This window comes from Vibrio harveyi (assembly GCF_030060435.1).
Classification (GTDB): Bacteria; Pseudomonadota; Gammaproteobacteria; order Enterobacterales; family Vibrionaceae; genus Vibrio; species Vibrio harveyi.
In genome coordinates this window covers 898,109-916,514 of sequence record NZ_CP125875.1, presented here as the reverse complement: position 1 = coordinate 916,514, position 18,406 = coordinate 898,109, and the positions used below count along the sequence as shown (strand labels likewise).

The following is an 18,406-nucleotide window of genomic DNA, read 5'->3' as shown; positions in this document are numbered from 1 at the left end:
TCCTTTTACGACTTACCGTTGTTACCGGCATAGATAAGATGAGGGTTAATAATTTTGTTGATGGAATGAAGCAGCAAACCAACTCCGCTTACCGCCATAAACAAAAACGAAAGTGGAATCATACCTTTAATGATCCATCGGTATGGCAAACCACCCGGATCTCCAGATGTCTCGCCCAGCGCGTAACTCTCTTTTGCAAAGTCGACACCAAACCAAGCAACCAATAGGCAAAAAGGAAACAAAAAAAGTAAGGTGCCTAAAATGTCGATTATGGACTGCGCTTTGTATGACAAGCGCTCATAGAAAATATCTACGCGTACGTGTCCGCCGGATTTAATTGCGTAAGGCACACCAAGTAAAAACACGGCAGAGAAAAGGTGCCATTCCATTTCTTGAAAGGCGATCGAGACGTCATTGAACACGTAGCGCATGACAACGTCGTACACCACGTTCGCTAGCAACAAAATAAATAAGATGCTGGATAACCAGCCTAGAAAATCACCGAAGCGGTTAAAGATTCGCTCAATATAAATAAGGCTTCTCATTCCGAACTCCATGGAACGTGGGGGAGATTGGCTCCGCTGGTTCGCGGAGCACTTGTTATGACCTTCTCTAAGAGAAGTTTTCTTGGGCTTCATTGGCAGGCTAAATCACTCGAAATAGCCTGCGATACGAAGTTATTGCTGAGCTTGGCTGTTTAGGTAAGCTCGGTGTGAAATGTCGGACCAAGGGCGTACTTGCTCGATGTAGCTTGCTTGTGACTCTTGGATTTCTTTCGCTAGCGCGTCTTTCTCAGCATGCTGTTTTAGCAAACGCTCGTTCGCTTCTCGCAGCGCTGAAATCACCTCTGGTGGGAAGTCTTTAACTTGTACGTCTGGGTATTCTGATTGGATAGATGCCCAGTTCTTACCACTTTCATGTTTAGACTGCGTGTACATATCGTAAGCCGCCGCTTTCATCGCTACTTGCAAGATCGCTTTTAGATCATCCGGTAGGCGTTCCCAAGTACGTTTGTTCACTAGGAACTGCAGTTCGGTACCTGGCTCATGCCAACCTGTATAGTAGTAAGGAGCAATTTTGTGGAAGCCCATACGCAAATCCAGAGATGGTCCTACCCACTCCAATGCATCAATCGTGCGTCGTTCAAGAGAAGTGTATAGCTCACCCGGTGCGATGTTTGTTGGTTTTGCACCCAGCTCTGCGAGAATTTCCCCAGCGAAACCCGGAATACGCATTTTCAGACCTTTTAGATCATCTACTGATTTGATTTCTTTCTGGAACCAACCGCCCATCTGGGTATCGGTGTTACCACCAGGGAAAGACAGCAAGTTATGCGGAGAATAAACCTTCTCCATCAACTCCATACCACCACCGTAGTAAAACCATGCGTACTGTTCTGTTGGCAACATACCGAAAGGCATAGAGGTGAAGTAAAGGGTGTTTGGTACTTTGCCTTTCCAGTAATAAGAAGCGGAATGTCCCATGTCGTACTGACCGGATTTCACCATATCAAACACGCCAAGCGGCGCTTTATGCTTGTTTGCGGAATCAATACGAATTTGTAGGCGTCCGTTTGACATTTCTTCTGCCATTTTCGCCATGTTCTTTGTTGCATCACCGAAGATAGGGAAATTCGGTCCCCAAGTCTCCGCTAGTTTCAAGCGATACACTTTATCGTCAGCAGCGTTAGCAGAAGTCGCTACAAATGCCATGGTTGCTACCATCGCTGTCGCTTTGAGTACTCGTTTCAAAGATTTTTGGATAAGACTCATCGTTCACGTCCTTTGTCACCAAGGTTATTGTTGTCATCCATTACATAAGGATTCGATATAGAAGATGGGACATTACTTGGAAGTAAGAAATGGGCATGAACACGCAACAAATCGGTGTCTATAAGCTAGGCTTAGTCGTTAGTATTACGTATTTCTGCGTAGGTGATAAGCGATCATCATGAAACAAAGTCGTAAAATCAGAATGTTATCTATTTCATTTGGAGAGAGCAGTATAGAAACCACGTACGTGGTTAACTGCGAAAGAATTTACACAGTATTTAATAAATTGTGACAAATGACGGGTTTGTATCGTTAGAATGCTCAATTATGGAAGGGAAAAAGCCGCTCTTAAGGTAAAAAAATACCCCGACCAATGCCGAGGTATTTAATGCAAAAAACAGAATTACAGCGGTAATTAAACTGCTTTATAGATAACTTTGTTACCTGCTAACTGCTCTTTTTGAACTAGGTTTTCTTCAAGAAGCTTCTTCAGTGCGCCAGTAGCCCATGATGCCGCTTTAGTGTCTTCTTGACCAGCAGCCAGACCGATACCTTTAGGGTTGATACCTTCTGCGTTTGCTACAACGATATCTAGTACTTGTTGCTGCTTAGGAGTAAGTGCAACCTCAACCGTTTTTGCTGCAGCTACTTTCTTCTCAGCTACTGCTTTTTCAGCAACAGCTTTTTTAGCAACGGAAGGTGCTGCTGCTTTCTCAACAACAGGTTTAGCCGCCTTCGGTGCTGCAACTACGTTTGCTACTGTCGCTTTAATGCGTTTTTGCAGTTTCATCTGCACTTTACGCTTATGAGCAAGTCTCATTGAATATTTCTCCAGTTCACTGCATCTCAGCAGGGATGAAAATTTGAAGCGCGTTTTATACCAAAAATCACAAACGATTTGTAGGTTTTAGCGGCGAAACGCGATGAAAAATGCGCTCATTGCATAGAACGTCTACTATTTAATCAGATAAATTGTGAACGGATTTATTGAATACTGGGTATAAAAACAGAGGTTCTTTGTTTCTGATAAGCAAGTAAATGAATATCAAAAACAAGAGTCTCAACACCATTGTTCAATGAGGCTAAAAGCATGGAAACGCGGCATCTCAGCAACTCACATTTCAAATCTGACTCCCCCATCAACAAATTGATCATGTTTATGGTTGTCACGATTACCTTATTTCTGGTTTTAATTGCTCCAGGGTGGAAACAAGCCATGTTGTCGGTGATCTTGATGGCACTCATCGTTGGCTTTGCCATTGTAATGATCAAAAAGAGCCAGGTCTCTTTCACGCTCACCGCTTCTCATTTCCAGCAACATCTTTTCAAAGGCGGCTGGGTACTACGTTGGAAAGACATTGATTCAATCGGTATTTGCACCTACGAGCAAGAAGGTTGGCATCAGCCTTTACCTTGGATTGGTATTCGCTTAAAGCACTATTCCCCTTATCTCAACTCGATCTGTCCTCGAATCGCAACGGAAATTTTATTAGGGCAACGAGCTTTGCTTTACTTAGGCGCAAGACAAAATAATTGCGAAACAAAATTTGAAGATATGGTGTTAGACCCCGCTCCATACATTAATCAAGAAGGCATGCATTACGAAGGTCTACAAGCCATGCTGGCGAATAGAATGAAGTATCAGAGGCAGTTTTACGGCTATGACGTGTTTATTTCAGCCAGTGACTTAGACCGAGAAGCTGAAGAGTTTGTGGGATTGGCTCGACGTTACTTAGCTGCCGCCGAGCCAGATGCTTAATTCAATGCGCCTTAATATAGAGGCATTTCGTCTGCAACGAATGGGTTTGTCTTGCGTTCATGACCAAACGTCGATTGTGGGCCATGCCCAGGAACGAAAGTTACATCGTTGCCGAGTGGCCACAGCTTTTCTTTGATCGAACTTATCAATGTATTGAAGTCCCCTTGAGGGAAATCTGTACGACCTACACTGCCGTTAAACAAAACATCACCAACGAAAGCAAGACGAGCTTCTTCACTGTAAAGCACAACGTGACCAGGCGTATGTCCAGGCGTATGAATAACATCTAAAGTTTGGTTGCCAAAAGAGACCTTATCGCCCTCATTTAGCCATTGATGTGGTTCAAACGCTTCAGTCAATGGGAACCCAAACATTTGACTCTGACCTTCCAAGCCTTGCAACCAGAAGTTATCCGCTTTGTGTGGCCCAACAATTTCAGTGCCACCAAGAAGAGCAGATAATGGTTCAGTGCCGCCCACATGGTCTAAGTGACCGTGTGTCAGAACTAGGTTTACAACCTCAACACCCAACTCTTTGATCAGCATTGCCAGTTGCTTTTCATCACCACCCGGATCAACCACAATGCCCTTCATGGTTTCATCACACCAGACAATAGAACAGTTTTGAGAGAAAGATGTTACGGGAACAACTTGGAACTTCAGAGCCATAGATAACCTATACCGAATAAATTTTCGTGAAAACTGCGGCAACTATGACATTAAGCCAAAGTGACTTCAAGCGCTGAGCCATGGGTAATTAACGACTTTCTACGTCAATAAATTAAGTCTTAGGCAGGCATTACCAAGAACGTACTGCGCCGGTATCGATATGTACAAAGTTACTGCGTGGGTAATAGCCAACACCACCCGCTTTTAAACTTAATGCGGCATCACGCACGGTCGAAAGCTTGACGCCATCTAAGCGAAAATCGATCGCTTTGCCTTCCATGTGCATGCTTTTCTTTGCCACGCCAGAAGAGTTGTTGCGTAGCGATGCATTCGTTAGAGGCGAACGGTACCCTGAAATCACAATTACCTCTGCATCGGTACCTATCAGTGCTTGGATCTGACTGATTTGATCAAATAAGCGGCGGTCCATTGGATGGATTTCGTTGCGACGATGGTCACGACAAAACTTATCAAGCCGTTTAAGTTCCTCGTCCACATAAGTACTACCGTTGAAGTAGCATGACTCCAAAAGCTCACCAGTATTGAGATTATTCATCGCAAGCACACGAGGTTCATCAGGCAATGAGGCCCAAGACAAACTTGGCATCGCCGAGGCGACCACAACACCACCAGCGGTCATTTTAAGAAAATCACGACGGGAAAAATTACGACTTACCATGACAAATATACTGCTCAATTACTGTACGAGCAGCGGACATTACCGAAACCTATTTAACGCGTCAAATGCATAAACCGGTCCGGCTTGTCGCTTTTAGGCTGGATTTTTTGCTTACTTATTGAACAAAAAACAGATTTTCTTAATTGTAAATTTTCTTAAATTAAGTGTGCCCTTTACCCTTGGTCGTCGTATTGATAAATATCATCGCGGTAGTAGAGCGTGCCTTCTTCTAACCACGCGGTTTGATAAATGATGTGCACTTGAATTCGCTCACTCAAAGGCACTGAGGTGTTGGAGCGACGTCCACTTTGACGTTTTTTCGCTAACCGTTCTTCAAGACCTTGCGTTTTAAAGAGCAACTCAGCAAGTTGATCAGCATGCTCAACGCGAACACACCCTGAGCTGAATGCTCTCCGATCTTGATCGAACAAGTTTTTGCTTGGAGTATCGTGTAGATAGATTGCTTGTGGGTTCGGCATATTAAACTTGTACAACCCTAAAGCATTGTGCGAACCCGATGACTGTCTCATCCGGTAAGGAAAGCTTCTTGGGTTGACCGTTGCCCAGTTAATTGTGGTTGGGTCAATGATCTCTTGCGAGGTCCATGATCGGATGATCTGGATATTATGCTCGATCAGATACATGGGATTACGCTTCACCTTAGGGATGATGTCCTTAACCATGATCTTCCAAGGAACATTCCAAGTTGGGTTTAAGATAACGGAATCGAGCGTGCCCGTCATGATTGGGGTCTTGCGTGATGCTCTCCCTACCACTACCTTGGATTCAAACAGTGCTTGTCCTTGATGCCAGTAGGTCACTTCGTAGCCGGGGACATTGACAAACACCACGTTATCACGCTCTTTTGCCCAAATCCGCGAGCGCTCTGCGTTAAGTGCTAGAGAGTGCAATCGTTGCTCAGGAGAGAAGTTGATCCAGCGAATCGTATTGGGGCCGATGATACCGTCTTGCTTCAAGCCATGAATACGTTGAAACTCCATCACCGCCAGTTCTAGGTTTTCATCATAACGTGTGGTCTCTGTGTCTAAATGACCGACTTCAACGCCCACGATTTGCATCCGCGCTATCAGGCTCGATTTATCAAATAGCTCGTCTCCGACTCTCGCCAATCTCTGCTCTTGCTGATACAAAGGGAACTCAAACTGCGCGTAAGTCGATAATGAAGCAAAGGCGGTATTAAATGATGCATCCATTTGTAGGGGGGAGCGAAGTTCGGCAAGAAACTGGTCAAGTTTGCCTACCGTGATTTCATTACTCAACAACGACAGCGTTTCGATACTTGGCGCAGGCAGTTTAACGTGAACTTTATTTGCAAATAGCCAATTGATGCCTTCTTGTGGAACTTGTTCAAGGTAGGACAAATACATGAGGAGTGAATCACTCATCACCAGATCAAAGTCAAGCTCATCACCTTGTTCGCGTACTTGTTCAATACGTCGCAGTTGGTCATCAAATTCAGAGGTCACATCCGCCAATGCCACCAGCTCAATTTGAAAGATGAGTTGATCAACATCAGTTTCATTTTCCCAGTTGAGACGGTAGTTGGTGCTTTGGTAGAGCTGATCGATGACATCTGGATAGTGGATCATCTTCTCCACAGACAACTGATCAACCGCGCCCTCTTGCTCTGTTTGTGCAGATGCATCGGGAGAAACCACGGTTGAAAAGCTGCAAAACGGCACCAAAAGTGCCGTTATCATTATGAGTCTAGCAATCACTGAAACGATCCCTTCGTTACGTGCCATAAAAAAAGTATGGCAAATATCTCACGGGTTGCCGCTTTAAAATTAAGAATCTGCAAACGAAAATGCCAACAAGATCCTCAATAAGATGTTACTTAATGATCTTTCTAGACAATTCTCGCCCAGTGGTTATCCCATTGAACGCCGCTAGCAAAAGTATTCTTTGACTCTGTAGGTCTTTGTTCGACCACTCTCCCTGCGCCAGAGCTGACGCGAAACTCATCACCGTAAGTGACGACACCAGAAGCATCTGGTAGTGCATTCAATTCAACCAACTGCCCGGTGGATTTCGACCAAATACCGTAACAACTTCCCGGAGGTGATGTTGCTAATATCCAATCTTCTGTCGCAGCAATGCTTGCCACATAATGATTAAAACGCGCCCACTGCTCCGGTTCAGCTTGCAAATCTTGCATCTCACCACCACGCGTATGCATGGCGATCAAAGCTGGGTATTCATCCGGCTCACCACGATATTGCTGACCGCAAAGCACTGTCTCAACACCATCATGTGCAAGGTGACGAATACTCAGCTTATGATCGGGTAAAGACACTTGGTCTAACAATTTTCCTTCTTGCGAAAGATAGCTCAGACTTGGCGTCATGGTATTTATATTAAGCGGCTCGCGTCCATTCGTGTGGACGCCACCAACACCAATGGCTAAAGCGCCGTCAGGCATCATGATGACTTCATGAGGTCCGAGACCAAATCCGCTCAATTCATCGATTTTTTGATACTGCCTTTGCGCATCATAAACTCCGATGATCCCTCGGCTTGTTCCCCTTTCCCCCTCAGTGGCAAATAAGTAATGACCATCATGGGAGTAAACACCATGCCCATAGAAATGGCGGTCCGCTTTTGCTAACTCCAGTTTGACCATTTGCTCCGAACGATAGTCAAACACCATAAAAAAGGTGCCGGGACGACGACCAAAGACAACCGCATGACCTTGCGGGTTGGTCGCCACGCCATGACCCCGTTCAGGGATTGGCAGCGAAGACAGCGGCATGCCATGTTCATCGGCAACTACGGCAGCGTATTTGTCGCGTCCAATGATAGAGCAGCCAATCAAAGCAGGCTCGCGTGTGTTTGTTGAAGTGCAACCGAACGGCATAACAGGGGCAGCCGCTCCAAACAAAGCGGCTTTCAGTAAGGTTCGGCGAGTTTGATCAGTCACCATCGGTTGCATTGAATCCTATAACGACACCAAGTTCGATAGCCACCTCTTCGTGGATCAGATACTTCAGTTGCTCAAGCTTGTTGTATTGTGCGAGAACCATTCGATAACCGTCTTTGGTTTGCAGCGCGGCAAACAAACTTTTATCTTCAGGCCACGTATCCAACGCCATATCAAATTGATGAACAACACGATCAGCTAATTCACTATGCCCCTGCTCACGAAGCAATGCATCTAAACCAGAGCCGTTAGCAAGATAGAGAGCCTGTAACGCTTCAAGGTTAGCCTTCAAGTTAGACAATGAAGTTTGTGAACGCCATGATTCTGAGAAATAAGGACGCGGTTTGCCTATTTTGGCCAATGGACGGCTCAGCTTCTTCATGCTGTATTCTAATTGATTAGACAGCAACGAAATGTACTCAGACTCCCACTCTGTCATGTCTAATGACTTCCATGGGTTTTGTGCCCATGAATCTGCAATGATGTTTGCTTTGTTATTAAGGTTTTCTGCAATCGCAATACTGGTAGCACACGTATTGCTATTAGTAGATAAACTCGACGCCTTGTCGTAAAGCAACCATTCCAGCGCACCCAACCCTTGTACTGTTACGCTTTGAGTCGAAATATCCTCTGCGCTCCAAATTTGGTCAGACTTCGTTAAGACCGACATTTTTCGTCCAGTCGTGTTCTTCTTATCTGGCCAAAATTGCACATTCCAGCTCTGCTCTAATGCAGTCGCAGGTCCACGCTCTTGCCCTTGTAATGCCATCCACACCAACATGGTTTGATGCCATTGTTGCTTAATTTGTGCGTCACCTTTCATTTGTGAAGCACAGTATTCTGTGAGGCTCTGCTCTAACTTGGTTGTCTGAGTTACAAACGCCTGTGCCGCGTTAAACTCCACCTCGTATACGTTTTGTGAAATATGGCTTGTACTCTCGGGCTCAACAGAGCTTGACCCGTTTGTCGATTGGCAGCCAGCCAAACTTAACGTTGCGGCAATCGCACTCACTAACAAAGTTTTTTTCATGGTTGGCTCCTTATAGAGAATTCAGGAATGCGATCAATGCGTCGCGTTCTTTCTTGTTGAGCGCTAAAACGTTTTGCTTAGCCGTTTCTGCCTCGCCGCCGTGCCACAATACGGCTTCCATTAAGTTACGTGCACGACCATCATGTAAGAAGTAAGTATGACCATTTACCTCTTCGGTATAACCAATCCCCCATAACGGCGCGGTTCGCCATTCACGGCCATTCGCTAGGTACTCAGGACGGTTATCTGCCAAGCCATCACCCATGTCATGCAGAAGCATATCGGTATAAGGGTGAATAAGTTGCTCAGAAAGAGCCGGTAATTCCGGTCGCTTAGCGGTTTTTACGCTCGTCTTGTGGCAACTTTCGCAGCCAGAAGACGCAAAAATCTGCTGACCAAGCTGAACCTCGGGATCATTGATATTTCGACGTGCCGGTACTGCGAGGTGTTGACTGTAGAACTCAACAAAATCGAGGATATTTTTACTCACCTCTGGTTTGCCGCCATTAGGCATGTCATCACAAATCGTCTGCTTAGAAGTGCAGTTTTCGTTCGGGAACAAATGACTAGTTAGACCCACATCGCCGTTAAATGCAGCGGCGTTTTGTTGCATGAGCGTCGGTTGCCCTGCTTTCCAGCCAAATCGACCAATTGAGAAATCGTCTTTTTCGATGTCCCACACTTTATTCACTTTGCCAGAGATACCATCTTTGTTTGTATCTTGCTCGTCAGCCCAAGCCAGCAACGTTTTATCGGGAATGCTCTCCAGCAAACCAAGACCGATCATTGGCGGAGCAACACGCGCAGAGAACTCTGTATCAGGGTGCATCGCCCCATAACCTAAATCCGTAATTTGCAGCACTGGCTTTCTGAGTACGACCCTGGTGCCATCTTTAAAAGTAACTGGCACGTCGGTGTAACTGATATTGATCTTGCCTTCCGGCGTTTGATCTTGCAGTGCAAAATCTTGTAGCTGCCCACCGTAAGTTGGCTCAGGGATACCGCCATCTTTGATGTACGCTTTTTTCTGCTCCGGAGTCATTGCTGGAATACTGAGGCGCACTAGCATAGAGACCGCATGCAAATCGTCTTTTTCCGGCGGATGACCACGCCCATCTTTGATATGGCAGTTTTGGCAACCATTCGTGTTAAACAAAGGTCCCAGTCCATCGCGAGCGTCTGTTGATGCAGGCGCTTGTACCCAAGGGTTACGGAAGAAACTGTTGCCGACACTAAAGTCCAGCCGTTTGCTCATCGGCAGGTTGGCAGCAGGAAGAGAATACGCGTTAGCGCCGTCTTTTTTGACGCTGGTTTTGCCACCAGACTTAACATCATAAGCCATGGCAGAAGAAGAAAGGAGCGCGACTAGCGCAGAATATAGGTATGGCTTCATATCATTGCTCTACTAATACGACAGGTGTGATAACAACGAGCTCAAACGGCAAAAGGGCTCACAAAGAGCCCTTATTTATTATGGTTTTCTTATTAAAACTCGTGATCAGCAGTATCAGGGCTTAAGCTGTCGATACCGACGATGTTCGCCGCTCGCTCAATCGCACCTGTTTGAGCTACCAATGACATAATCGTGTCATTGACTAACGCATTGCCTTGCGTATTACCAGCTGCGATCAACTGGTCAAAGTGTTGGTTATTCTTCTCTGCAGAAGTAACCAGCTCGCCCACTTGGCTACGTGTTGTATCAAACTGCTTTTGGATCTCTTTTGCCGCTTGTTTGTCTTTTTGAGCGACTAAATCCGCAATACTTGGACCAGACAGTTCTTTTCCGTCAACACCTTTGTACGTACCTGTGTAAACGTTGTAGATGCCTTGCTCATTGTAGTAATGAGAGTTATGCGTGTTGTCTGAGAAACAATCGTGCTCATCTTCAGTAGAGTTTGCCTCTAGCGCTACTTTCATACGTTCGCCCGCTAGTTCACCTAGAGACAGAGAGCCCATGCCGAACAACATCTTACGAAGACCATTATCCGCAGATTCGCTTAGAAGCTCTTCACGGTAATTACCTTTTACTTCCGAAGACCACTGCTTCTCCATCCACTCAAGATCCTGAACCAACAGATCTGCAGCCGCTTTTAGGTACTCACCACGACGGTCACAATGATCATTCGTACATTCAGAACCAACCACAAAGTCAGTATAAGCACGCTGACCCGCACCCGCATTTGTGCCATTTAGATCTTGGCCCCAAAGTAGGAATTCAATCGCGTGGTAACCAGAAGCAACGTTTGCTTCAGAGCCACCCACTTCGTTTAGATCCGCTAGCAACTCTGGTGTAATTTTTGAAACGTCTAGCTTAGACGCACCAATTTGTAGGCTTGTGTTTGCGATGATATTTGCTGCAGCACCTTCGTTACCAAGCTCATATTGGTAATCAGAAGCGACATAGTCAATCAGACCTTCATCGAGCGGCCATGCGTTAAGCTGACCTTCCCAATCATCGACGATTGCGTTACCAAAACGGAAAACTTCAGACTGTTGGTATGGTACGCGAGCGTGAAGCCAAGCTTGTTTAACTTCTTCAAGCTTTTTCGCTGATGGGGATTCAAGAAACTCATCGATTTTTACGTCGAGTGTTTTCGCTGTAGTCACAGAATCAGCGAACACGGCGTGTGCCACGTCAGCATAATGTTCGACCACTTGTTGTTTAGTTACTGTCGCAGCAACCGTAGAACCACTGGCAATGAGGAGTGATGCAGCAATAGATTGGACTAATACTGTTTTTGCATTCATCTGAAGCATCCTTGTTGAGCATTTTAATTATCGTATTGGTAGTGCTAATTATTCTTATTTGCACTTTTGTCCCGAGATAATACAAATTTACAATTTATTTGCAACTCCAGATACAAAAAAAGCCTCATAAAAATGAGGCCTTTAACAGTCATTATTGTCAAATTTATCTTTAAGATTAAACCTTTAGGTGGTGTTTCCCGTGTGAAACCTTTGCTTTAAGATAATTTTCATTGCCATCTTTAATGTGCGCTGAAGTGTTGACAACCTCTGTAATTTCAATTCCGTATTCCGATAACTCACGGATTTTTTTAGGGTTATTAGTTACGAGACGGATTTTTCCAACCCCTAACGCCTCAAGCATTTGTGCCGCTTCGGTGAAATCGCGCAAGTCATCATCAAAGCCTAGGTGGTTGTTGGCTTCATATGTGTTCATACCTTGGCTTTGTAAACGGTACGCATCAATTTTGTTGTACAAACCGATCCCGCGACCTTCTTGGCGAAGATATAAGATAATGCCACCTGACTCACCCATTCGGTTGATGGTTTCTTCCAATTGCTCGCCACAGTCACAGCGTGAAGAGTGGAACACATCACCAGTCAGACACTCAGAGTGCATGCGCACTAAAGGCATGTCTTGTGTTTGGTCTGCTTGCTTAAAGATAATTGCTACATGCTCTTTATCCGTCTTCAGACCGCGAAAAGACAGGATTTCGGCATCAATGTTACTGTTAGCCCCGACTTTAAAATCTACTCTGGCACGTACTTCCGCCATATCTACACTCACTCGATTTATTGCTTGATGCATGTTCGTTATTGCATTCATGGGATTGTTCTCATTTGCTCTTCAACTATGGGGATTGATACCGCATTTTTCAATGTTGAGATCACAACGAGCCCTATTCTTATGTGTGACAAGCTTGGAAATCCTATCGGAATAACACCCGCTAGCCGACTTTACAATTGTTATAATATAACATTTATGACGAACTACAATAAAAAAACCCCAGACATATTTGCCTGGGGTTTAGAAAGAGTTATTAAAATCTGGCATTCAATGCGTTTGGCTTCGCTTCCACACGGCGAGCTCAATCCAGACCGCTTCGAGTTCTTGAATTTCCTCGTCGGTCAACACCGCGAGAGATGAAGTGACTTGAGGCAGTTTCGGTGACTGCAATGCACGAATCTGCGAATAAAAGTCCTTTTTTAATTGCGTTATAACTGAATCCACTGCGTACACCTATTCATTCTTTATTACTCCTCCAGCTCAATTTATATCGTTTGCTATTCGCTGAAGCATTCATAAATTCGAGAAAATGATAACATTCTGTTTGTTATGTGCACAATTTATTTTTAATAGTGGAATAACGGTCACATTAATCACGCCTTATCATTCGGATCGAATATAGGACAAAAAAGATCAAAAATAACGCCGGAAGGATCCACAGCATGGCAGTAGAATAATTAAATGGTGGTTTATATAGAACAATATTCCCATAACGAGTCACCAAATAATCTTTCACTTCTTGATCTGAATGGCCTTCATTCACCATGGTATACACTTTCAAACGCAGGTCTTTTGCAGCCTGCGCGTTTGACTCAACTAAGTTTTGGTTCTGACACTGCGGACAGCGTAATGTCTTGGCTAATCTCGTTGCGCGTTGTTGCAGTTCAATAGAATGAAACTCAAACAGATCAACATTCTGCACAATTTCTTCACTCTTTAGCGAAGAAGAAAATAACGCAAACGTGACTAGCATGAGAAATAGATAATTAAATCGAAACATTCAAATAACCTGAAAATATATCGTTCCATTTATCCGAAGTTAACTCACCTCGATATTTGATCAACACCTTGCCATTTTGATCAATCAAATACGTTTCTGGTGTTCCAATAACCCCTAGCTCAACTGCAAGCCTACCATTTGGATCACTGATCACCTCTATGTATGGATTTCGTTTAGAGCTCAAATATTCACGAGCAGCTTGATTGTTGTCTCGATAATTCAGTCCAATAATAACGACACCAAGCTCAGCAAGTTGCAATAATTCTTCATGTTCACGCTTGCATATGCCGCACCAAGATGCCCAAACATTCAGTAATTTATACTGTTCCTTTTTAAAAACTTGCTGAGTGACGTCATTACCCGAAAGTAAAGACGTGGCGGTAAATTCAGGGATGGATAAATTGCGCTGCTGAGACAATTCGACATTCGGTCTATCTGATAACGCGATAGTCGCTACAACAGCAAATGCAATCACACTCGCGACTAACCCTGCTAGTTTAAGCGTATTTCTCGGTCGCATTGAATGCCTCTTTTCTTTTCGTCATTAATGTCGTGCACATACCTAGCACCGCTAGAATGCCGCCGATCCAGATCCACCAGATCCCAGCCCGATACTGCACTTTAATCGCATAAGCATGAATATCGACTTTATCACCTAACGTCACATAGTAATCCCCATACCACCGCGAGCGAATCGCTGGTTCGGTCATATTCATCACTCGCACAGGGTAATGGCGTTTCTCTGGCGTAAAGTTGAGACGGCTACCGTCCTCAAGGCGCAGATCGATCATTCCTTGCTCGGCGGTGTAGTTTGGACCTACTCGCCACTCTATCCCATGATAGTCGATGCTAATATCAGCTCTTTGAGACGTAGTACCCGGTTCTACACGCAGATTATATTCATATGAATAGTCACTATTAAACACAGCTCCGCAACATGCTACCGCAAAGCCAATATGCGCAAACACCATTGGTAACCGCAAACGTCTATTTTCTGTTTTAAATAGCATTAAGGCATGTGACACTCCGACCCACGTTGACAATACTAGCGTGATAAGGCTTGTCAGATGAATAACGTCGACAGTAAAGATAAAAGCACACCCGACAACAAACGAGATCGCGCCTGCAGTTCCGGTTTGGGAAGCCATCGTCTGATTGATGCCTTTACTCCATTTCAGGATGGGCATTAGCACAAGAGCAACGAGCGCTAGCAGGCTTAAAGGGAAGATAAGGCTGTTAAAATACGGTGCTCCTACTGAAATATTCCCCAACCCCAAGAGTTGATAAAGCATAGGGTAAAAGGTGCCGAGAAAGACGATTGCTGTCGTCATAACGAGCAATCCAATTGCAAAATAAACGGTGTAGGCTCGGCTGGTTAATGTGCGAAGTTGAAAACGGGCGATATGTTCGCCTTTGGTGATAAGCAAGGCAAAAGTCACTATCACTAGCAGACACAGCACGCTAAGCAATACAAGACCTTTGGTTGGATCTACAGCAAATGCATGCACCGAAGTGAGCACACCAGAACGCACCACAAATGTGCCGAGAATACTCAAGCTGAATGTTGCAAAAGCTAACGCATAAGTGCTCCAAATTGCCCCCTTGTTTCTCGTCGCAATGACCCCACTATGAAGTAACGCACCACCAGTTAGCCAAGGAAGCAACGACGCATTTTCTACTGGGTCCCAGAACCACCAGCCACCCCATCCAAGTTCGTTATAAGCCCACCAAGACCCAACGATGATACCCAACGTGAGAGTGCCCCAAGCAAAAAGTACTGGACCACGTGCTGCGTTATACCATTCATGAATTGGTCGCGGACCTAACAGCGCCGCTAGAGCAAATGCCAAAATTGCCGCATAACCAACGTAGCCCAAATACAGCAAAGGTGGATGAATAATCAGCCCTACGTCTTGCAACATCGGATTCAAATCCCGCCCTTGTGTAGCCAACTCTTGCGCGTATTCAAATGGATTAGAAGTAAGGAGTGTAAACCACGCAAACACCGCAATCAGAATATTCATAATACCTAAACAATCAGCGGTGTATTGCCCACTAATAGGTAACTTGCGTGCTATGTAGGAAGCCCAAAGACTTAACGTGACCACCCAGAACAACATCGAGCCTTGGTGTCCTCCCCATGCGGCAGCAATTTTAAACGCCATGGGCAATTGGCTATTAGAATGAGTGACCACGTACTCTAAGGCGAAGTTGTCCTGAATAAAACTGATGATCAATAGGGTTAAACAAACTAAAGAGGCTAAGCTGATGATGTGTGACATCGCTATTTGATGGGGCAATACCACCTTCTTATTCATGGCGCGCCTCATCCAATGCAATAATGCCGTACAAGTCGATGCGACACCGACCAGTATCAATAAGAAAAATCCCAGCTCAGCCTCCATTTTTCCTCCTTTATACGATGGTCATTTGACCGGCATAGAGAATGAAGGTACGAAGCATCAATACCCCAACCAAACTCAAAGAAGTCACTACGAACACATAGCCACCTTTGTGACGAACTTCGGCAGGCGTCAACCAATTGAGCGTCAAAGGCATTAACATGCCGATGAGGATCACGCCTCCCCAGAACCATTGTGCCCAAAAACCCGTCGATATCGCATTCCAAGCCGCGACTTCGTTCTGACCACCGCTGAAGATCAGTCCGGTAAAGAAGGTAACTAGGACAAACAACTCAAACAATACGACTGGGCGTTCAAATCCGTGTACCCATGACACACTAGGACTGCTGGTTGGTTCTTTAAATACCAAGATACCAAACATCAAACTGGCCGCAGCACCGGAAGACAAACTTGAAAATAGGAACAAGATTGGTAGCACTGGATTGTTGAGCATTGGGTAAGTCTTGAGTGCAGACAATAAGAAGCCAGTGTATGCCGCGAGTACAATCGCCAAGAAACCTAAGAACAATTCTACGGCATTATTCGCTTTACCTGCTTTGATCAAGACAGTATCCGCCAAATCGAGCAATTTGCTCGGCAATTTTCCTTCACAAAAACGGATGATTTGATGACGGAAAATAGTGCCAATCCACACGAACAAAACAATCATATAGACTTGGAACAGGATGACGCCCATCGACATAACTGACGTCGGGTTGTAGTAAATCATGATCTTCCAAAACTCGAGAGGTTTGGTTAAGTGGAAAATCAAAATCACTAATCCCGAGATAATGCCAAATGGTGCTAGCCAAGCCATTGCTTTCATGATGCCATTATTCGCCGGATCACCTTCAATGACTTTGCGCTTAAGATAGAGCGCGATCATCACAGCTCCAGCCGACATGCCCGCTAAGAATAAGTAAATCGCGATGATCCAATCCCAGACTAGCGAGTCAAAATGGAAAGCACTTTCAAAGCCGTTCATGATGATACCTCCCCTTTACTATGCGGAATTTTGTACAGCTTAGGTTGCGTACCCAAATGTGATTTATCGCGGTACACCACATGGCTATCTATCGCTTTACTCACGTCACTCGTTGGATCGTTCAGATCGCCAAATATCAGCGCTTTAGTTGGGCAAGATTCAACACAAGCTGGTTGTTTACCTTGCGCTAAATTGGTGTCTCTACAGAAGTTACATTTGTCCGCAGAATGGTCGACGGGATTAAAGAAACGCACTTGATAAGGACAAGCAGCAAGACAGTAACCACAACCGACACACTTTTCCTTGTGTACATCGACAATACCAGTCGCTTCATCTTTATAGGCAGCCCCTGTTGGGCATACATATACACAAGGAGGGTTATCACAATGCTGGCAGGACTCTCGAGTGAACTGATACTCCACGTCAGGAAATTCACCAATCGGTTCACCACGGTGAATTTTAAGGCGTGTCACGCCATCAGGCACCTTATTTACTTCTCTACAGGCATCAGTACAGGCGGTACACCCAATACAAGCGTTCTCATCATGCACCATACCTAAACGTTTACCTTGTTCACTGTCGCTGGCATAAAGAGAGGAGCTCACAACAGAGGTGCCTGCAACGCCCGTGGTCAATATCAATGCGCCGCTGCCGGCTAAAAAGTTTCTTCTCGAACATTTCATGCTATCTCTCCTCTTCTTTTGCGAGCTCAGGTTTGACGGCAAATTCAGAGTGACAATCCACACACTGTTTGATCAGTTGCTTTCTGTCGTACGACAGCGCTTTAGTTTTGGCGGCATGTACATCATGACAATTTGAACAAGTGAGATTTTTAGCATGCACATCATGTGTCCAGTGGCTTTCTCTTAGCTTTGTTGGTGTATGACAATCCACACACTGGCTGTTCGCTTTGAGGATCAAGCTTGGGTCTAAGAACACTTTGTCGTGCACCGCTTTCGATTGAGCCGCTGAAAACTTGATTACATCAGGCGCGCCTTCTCGATGGTCAGGACCGATATTACTATGGCAGTTGGTGCAATTAAGCTGTTTACCCTGACTGAGTAACGCTTGAGGATCATGCGAAAGGTTCAGAGTCTCTTTGGCATCCTTGTGACATTGCAGACATTTATAGTCTCTGTCACGGATTAACTCGACTTGATGACGCTCAGATTGAGCTCCATCAATTGGCTCTGAAGAAGTCGCATGGGCGGCGATGGTAAAACCATAGATGGCAAGGATGAAGAGAAATTTCAGCATTGTCTCTATGGTCAATTTTATATTGCCCATATTTTTCTTTCCTTAGCTCGATAATAATTGATAACTATTCTCAACTATTTATTTGAGCGACAATTAATTTCCTCTGAAGATATTTTCCAAATCTTCAAATGACATCAATTCTTATTTCGGAAAGCCACAACGCTAAACCTATATTTATAATACCTCTATTATTCATAAGGGGTAGAAACACCTGTTCAAAAAGCGAACTAAATCACCCTATTTTTAAAATGGTTAAAAAGCCAACCCCTTATCAAACAAGACATTAACCACTACCCCTTTAGGGGTATATAAATCTAAATATGATTGAGATCACTGGTGTAAATTGATCTAAAACAAGACAAGTTTCGCTCACTATTTCAT

The 18,406-nt window shown here is 44.7% G+C and carries 19 protein-coding genes; 1 reads left to right on the top strand and 18 read right to left on the bottom strand.

Features of this window, described 5'->3' with window-relative positions:
• Nucleotides 1–5: 5 nt before the first annotated feature.
• The 3 genes from QMY49_RS04240 to QMY49_RS04230 form a co-directional block, all read right to left on the bottom strand.
• The gene (locus QMY49_RS04240) at nt 6–545 is read right to left on the bottom strand and encodes a TRAP transporter small permease subunit (protein ID WP_069687333.1); all 540 of its coding nucleotides are present in this window, start codon (nt 543–545) and stop codon (nt 6–8) included.
• A 132-nt stretch (nt 546–677) separates the two neighbouring features.
• A complete protein-coding gene (locus tag QMY49_RS04235; protein WP_005445140.1) occupies nt 678–1,772 on the bottom strand; it encodes a TRAP transporter substrate-binding protein in 1,095 nt (364 codons plus the stop codon).
• Nucleotides 1,773–2,187: 415 nt separating this feature from the next.
• Nucleotides 2,188–2,592: a hypothetical protein gene (locus QMY49_RS04230; protein WP_005445139.1), complete on the bottom strand. Its 405-nt coding sequence runs from the start codon at nt 2,590–2,592 to the stop codon at nt 2,188–2,190.
• Between the two features lie 270 nt (nt 2,593–2,862).
• Here QMY49_RS04230 and QMY49_RS04225 point away from each other — a divergent pair, with 270 nt between their 5' ends.
• The gene (locus QMY49_RS04225; RefSeq protein WP_005445138.1) at nt 2,863–3,531 is read left to right on the top strand and encodes a DUF2982 domain-containing protein; all 669 of its coding nucleotides are present in this window, start codon (nt 2,863–2,865) and stop codon (nt 3,529–3,531) included.
• A gap of 11 nt (nt 3,532–3,542) precedes the next feature.
• Here the strand turns inward: QMY49_RS04225 and QMY49_RS04220 are convergent, their stop codons facing one another.
• The 15 genes from QMY49_RS04220 to nrfB all read right to left on the bottom strand — a co-directional run bounded on the left by QMY49_RS04220 (nt 3,543) and on the right by nrfB (nt 18,055).
• Nucleotides 3,543–4,199, bottom strand: coding sequence for an MBL fold metallo-hydrolase (locus QMY49_RS04220; protein WP_152163181.1), 657 nt, complete (start codon nt 4,197–4,199; stop codon nt 3,543–3,545).
• 130 nt (nt 4,200–4,329) lie between these two features.
• Nucleotides 4,330–4,878: a peptidoglycan L,D-endopeptidase MepK gene (gene mepK / locus QMY49_RS04215; RefSeq protein ID WP_005445130.1), complete on the bottom strand. Its 549-nt coding sequence runs from the start codon at nt 4,876–4,878 to the stop codon at nt 4,330–4,332.
• A gap of 173 nt (nt 4,879–5,051) precedes the next feature.
• Nucleotides 5,052–6,617 carry a L,D-transpeptidase family protein gene (locus tag QMY49_RS04210; RefSeq protein ID WP_026138236.1) on the bottom strand — a complete coding sequence of 522 codons (1,566 nt, stop codon included), beginning with the start codon at nt 6,615–6,617 and terminating at the stop codon, nt 5,052–5,054.
• A gap of 131 nt (nt 6,618–6,748) precedes the next feature.
• Nucleotides 6,749–7,831 (bottom strand): DUF1513 domain-containing protein, encoded by a 1,083-nt coding sequence (locus QMY49_RS04205; RefSeq protein WP_017817910.1) that lies wholly within the window; start codon nt 7,829–7,831, stop codon nt 6,749–6,751.
• Nucleotides 7,812–8,849, bottom strand: a complete 1,038-nt coding sequence (locus tag QMY49_RS04200) for an imelysin family protein (protein ID WP_017189465.1) — start codon at nt 8,847–8,849, stop codon at nt 7,812–7,814. The genes QMY49_RS04205 and QMY49_RS04200 overlap by 20 nt, the downstream gene beginning before the upstream one ends.
• 10 nt (nt 8,850–8,859) lie before the next feature.
• Nucleotides 8,860–10,242 carry a di-heme oxidoreductase family protein gene (locus QMY49_RS04195; RefSeq protein WP_283312926.1) on the bottom strand — a complete coding sequence of 461 codons (1,383 nt, stop codon included), beginning with the start codon at nt 10,240–10,242 and terminating at the stop codon, nt 8,860–8,862.
• Nucleotides 10,243–10,334: 92 nt separating this feature from the next.
• Complete coding sequence (locus QMY49_RS04190; RefSeq protein WP_050903244.1) at nt 10,335–11,597, bottom strand: imelysin family protein; 1,263 nt, start codon at nt 11,595–11,597, stop codon at nt 10,335–10,337.
• Nucleotides 11,598–11,772: 175 nt separating this feature from the next.
• The gene (locus tag QMY49_RS04185; RefSeq protein ID WP_005445121.1) at nt 11,773–12,369 is read right to left on the bottom strand and encodes a GTP cyclohydrolase II; all 597 of its coding nucleotides are present in this window, start codon (nt 12,367–12,369) and stop codon (nt 11,773–11,775) included.
• Between the two features lie 279 nt (nt 12,370–12,648).
• Nucleotides 12,649–12,825 carry a hypothetical protein gene (locus QMY49_RS04180; RefSeq protein WP_005445119.1) on the bottom strand — a complete coding sequence of 59 codons (177 nt, stop codon included), beginning with the start codon at nt 12,823–12,825 and terminating at the stop codon, nt 12,649–12,651.
• Nucleotides 12,826–12,970: 145 nt separating this feature from the next.
• Nucleotides 12,971–13,381, bottom strand: coding sequence for a heme lyase NrfEFG subunit NrfF (nrfF, locus tag QMY49_RS04175; protein WP_005445117.1), 411 nt, complete (start codon nt 13,379–13,381; stop codon nt 12,971–12,973).
• Nucleotides 13,368–13,901, bottom strand: a complete 534-nt coding sequence (locus QMY49_RS04170) for a DsbE family thiol:disulfide interchange protein (protein ID WP_009698391.1) — start codon at nt 13,899–13,901, stop codon at nt 13,368–13,370. The genes nrfF and QMY49_RS04170 overlap by 14 nt, the downstream gene beginning before the upstream one ends.
• Nucleotides 13,879–15,786: a heme lyase CcmF/NrfE family subunit gene (locus QMY49_RS04165; protein ID WP_283312917.1), complete on the bottom strand. Its 1,908-nt coding sequence runs from the start codon at nt 15,784–15,786 to the stop codon at nt 13,879–13,881. Before QMY49_RS04165 ends, QMY49_RS04170 begins: the two co-directional genes overlap by 23 nt.
• A 10-nt stretch (nt 15,787–15,796) precedes the next feature.
• Nucleotides 15,797–16,768, bottom strand: a complete 972-nt coding sequence (nrfD, locus tag QMY49_RS04160; RefSeq protein ID WP_005445111.1) for a cytochrome c nitrite reductase subunit NrfD — start codon at nt 16,766–16,768, stop codon at nt 15,797–15,799.
• Nucleotides 16,765–17,451: a cytochrome c nitrite reductase Fe-S protein gene (gene nrfC, locus QMY49_RS04155; RefSeq protein WP_005445109.1), complete on the bottom strand. Its 687-nt coding sequence runs from the start codon at nt 17,449–17,451 to the stop codon at nt 16,765–16,767. The genes nrfD and nrfC overlap by 4 nt, the downstream gene beginning before the upstream one ends.
• A gap of 1 nt (nt 17,452) precedes the next feature.
• Nucleotides 17,453–18,055 carry a cytochrome c nitrite reductase pentaheme subunit gene (gene nrfB / locus QMY49_RS04150; protein ID WP_017817906.1) on the bottom strand — a complete coding sequence of 201 codons (603 nt, stop codon included), beginning with the start codon at nt 18,053–18,055 and terminating at the stop codon, nt 17,453–17,455.
• Nucleotides 18,056–18,406 lie beyond the last annotated feature (351 nt).

Coding starts and splice junctions, on each gene's coding strand:
- mepK (WP_005445130.1), bottom strand. CDS start 4,878: ATGGTAAGTCGTAATTTTTCCCGTCGTGATTTTCTTAAAATGACCGCT.
- QMY49_RS04185 (WP_005445121.1), bottom strand. CDS start 12,369: ATGGCGGAAGTACGTGCCAGAGTAGATTTTAAAGTCGGGGCTAACAGT.
- nrfF (WP_005445117.1), bottom strand. CDS start 13,381: ATGTTTCGATTTAATTATCTATTTCTCATGCTAGTCACGTTTGCGTTA.
- QMY49_RS04225 (WP_005445138.1), top strand. CDS start 2,863: ATGGAAACGCGGCATCTCAGCAACTCACATTTCAAATCTGACTCCCCC.
- QMY49_RS04220 (WP_152163181.1), bottom strand. CDS start 4,199: ATGGCTCTGAAGTTCCAAGTTGTTCCCGTAACATCTTTCTCTCAAAAC.
- QMY49_RS04240 (WP_069687333.1), bottom strand. CDS start 545: ATGAGAAGCCTTATTTATATTGAGCGAATCTTTAACCGCTTCGGTGAT.
- QMY49_RS04170 (WP_009698391.1), bottom strand. CDS start 13,901: ATGCGACCGAGAAATACGCTTAAACTAGCAGGGTTAGTCGCGAGTGTG.
- QMY49_RS04230 (WP_005445139.1), bottom strand. CDS start 2,592: ATGAGACTTGCTCATAAGCGTAAAGTGCAGATGAAACTGCAAAAACGC.
- nrfB (WP_017817906.1), bottom strand. CDS start 18,055: ATGGGCAATATAAAATTGACCATAGAGACAATGCTGAAATTTCTCTTC.
- nrfD (WP_005445111.1), bottom strand. CDS start 16,768: ATGAACGGCTTTGAAAGTGCTTTCCATTTTGACTCGCTAGTCTGGGAT.
- QMY49_RS04200 (WP_017189465.1), bottom strand. CDS start 8,849: ATGAAAAAAACTTTGTTAGTGAGTGCGATTGCCGCAACGTTAAGTTTG.
- nrfC (WP_005445109.1), bottom strand. CDS start 17,451: ATGAAATGTTCGAGAAGAAACTTTTTAGCCGGCAGCGGCGCATTGATA.
- QMY49_RS04195 (WP_283312926.1), bottom strand. CDS start 10,242: ATGAAGCCATACCTATATTCTGCGCTAGTCGCGCTCCTTTCTTCTTCT.
- QMY49_RS04235 (WP_005445140.1), bottom strand. CDS start 1,772: ATGAGTCTTATCCAAAAATCTTTGAAACGAGTACTCAAAGCGACAGCG.
- QMY49_RS04205 (WP_017817910.1), bottom strand. CDS start 7,831: ATGCAACCGATGGTGACTGATCAAACTCGCCGAACCTTACTGAAAGCC.
- QMY49_RS04190 (WP_050903244.1), bottom strand. CDS start 11,597: ATGAATGCAAAAACAGTATTAGTCCAATCTATTGCTGCATCACTCCTC.
- QMY49_RS04165 (WP_283312917.1), bottom strand. CDS start 15,786: ATGGAGGCTGAGCTGGGATTTTTCTTATTGATACTGGTCGGTGTCGCA.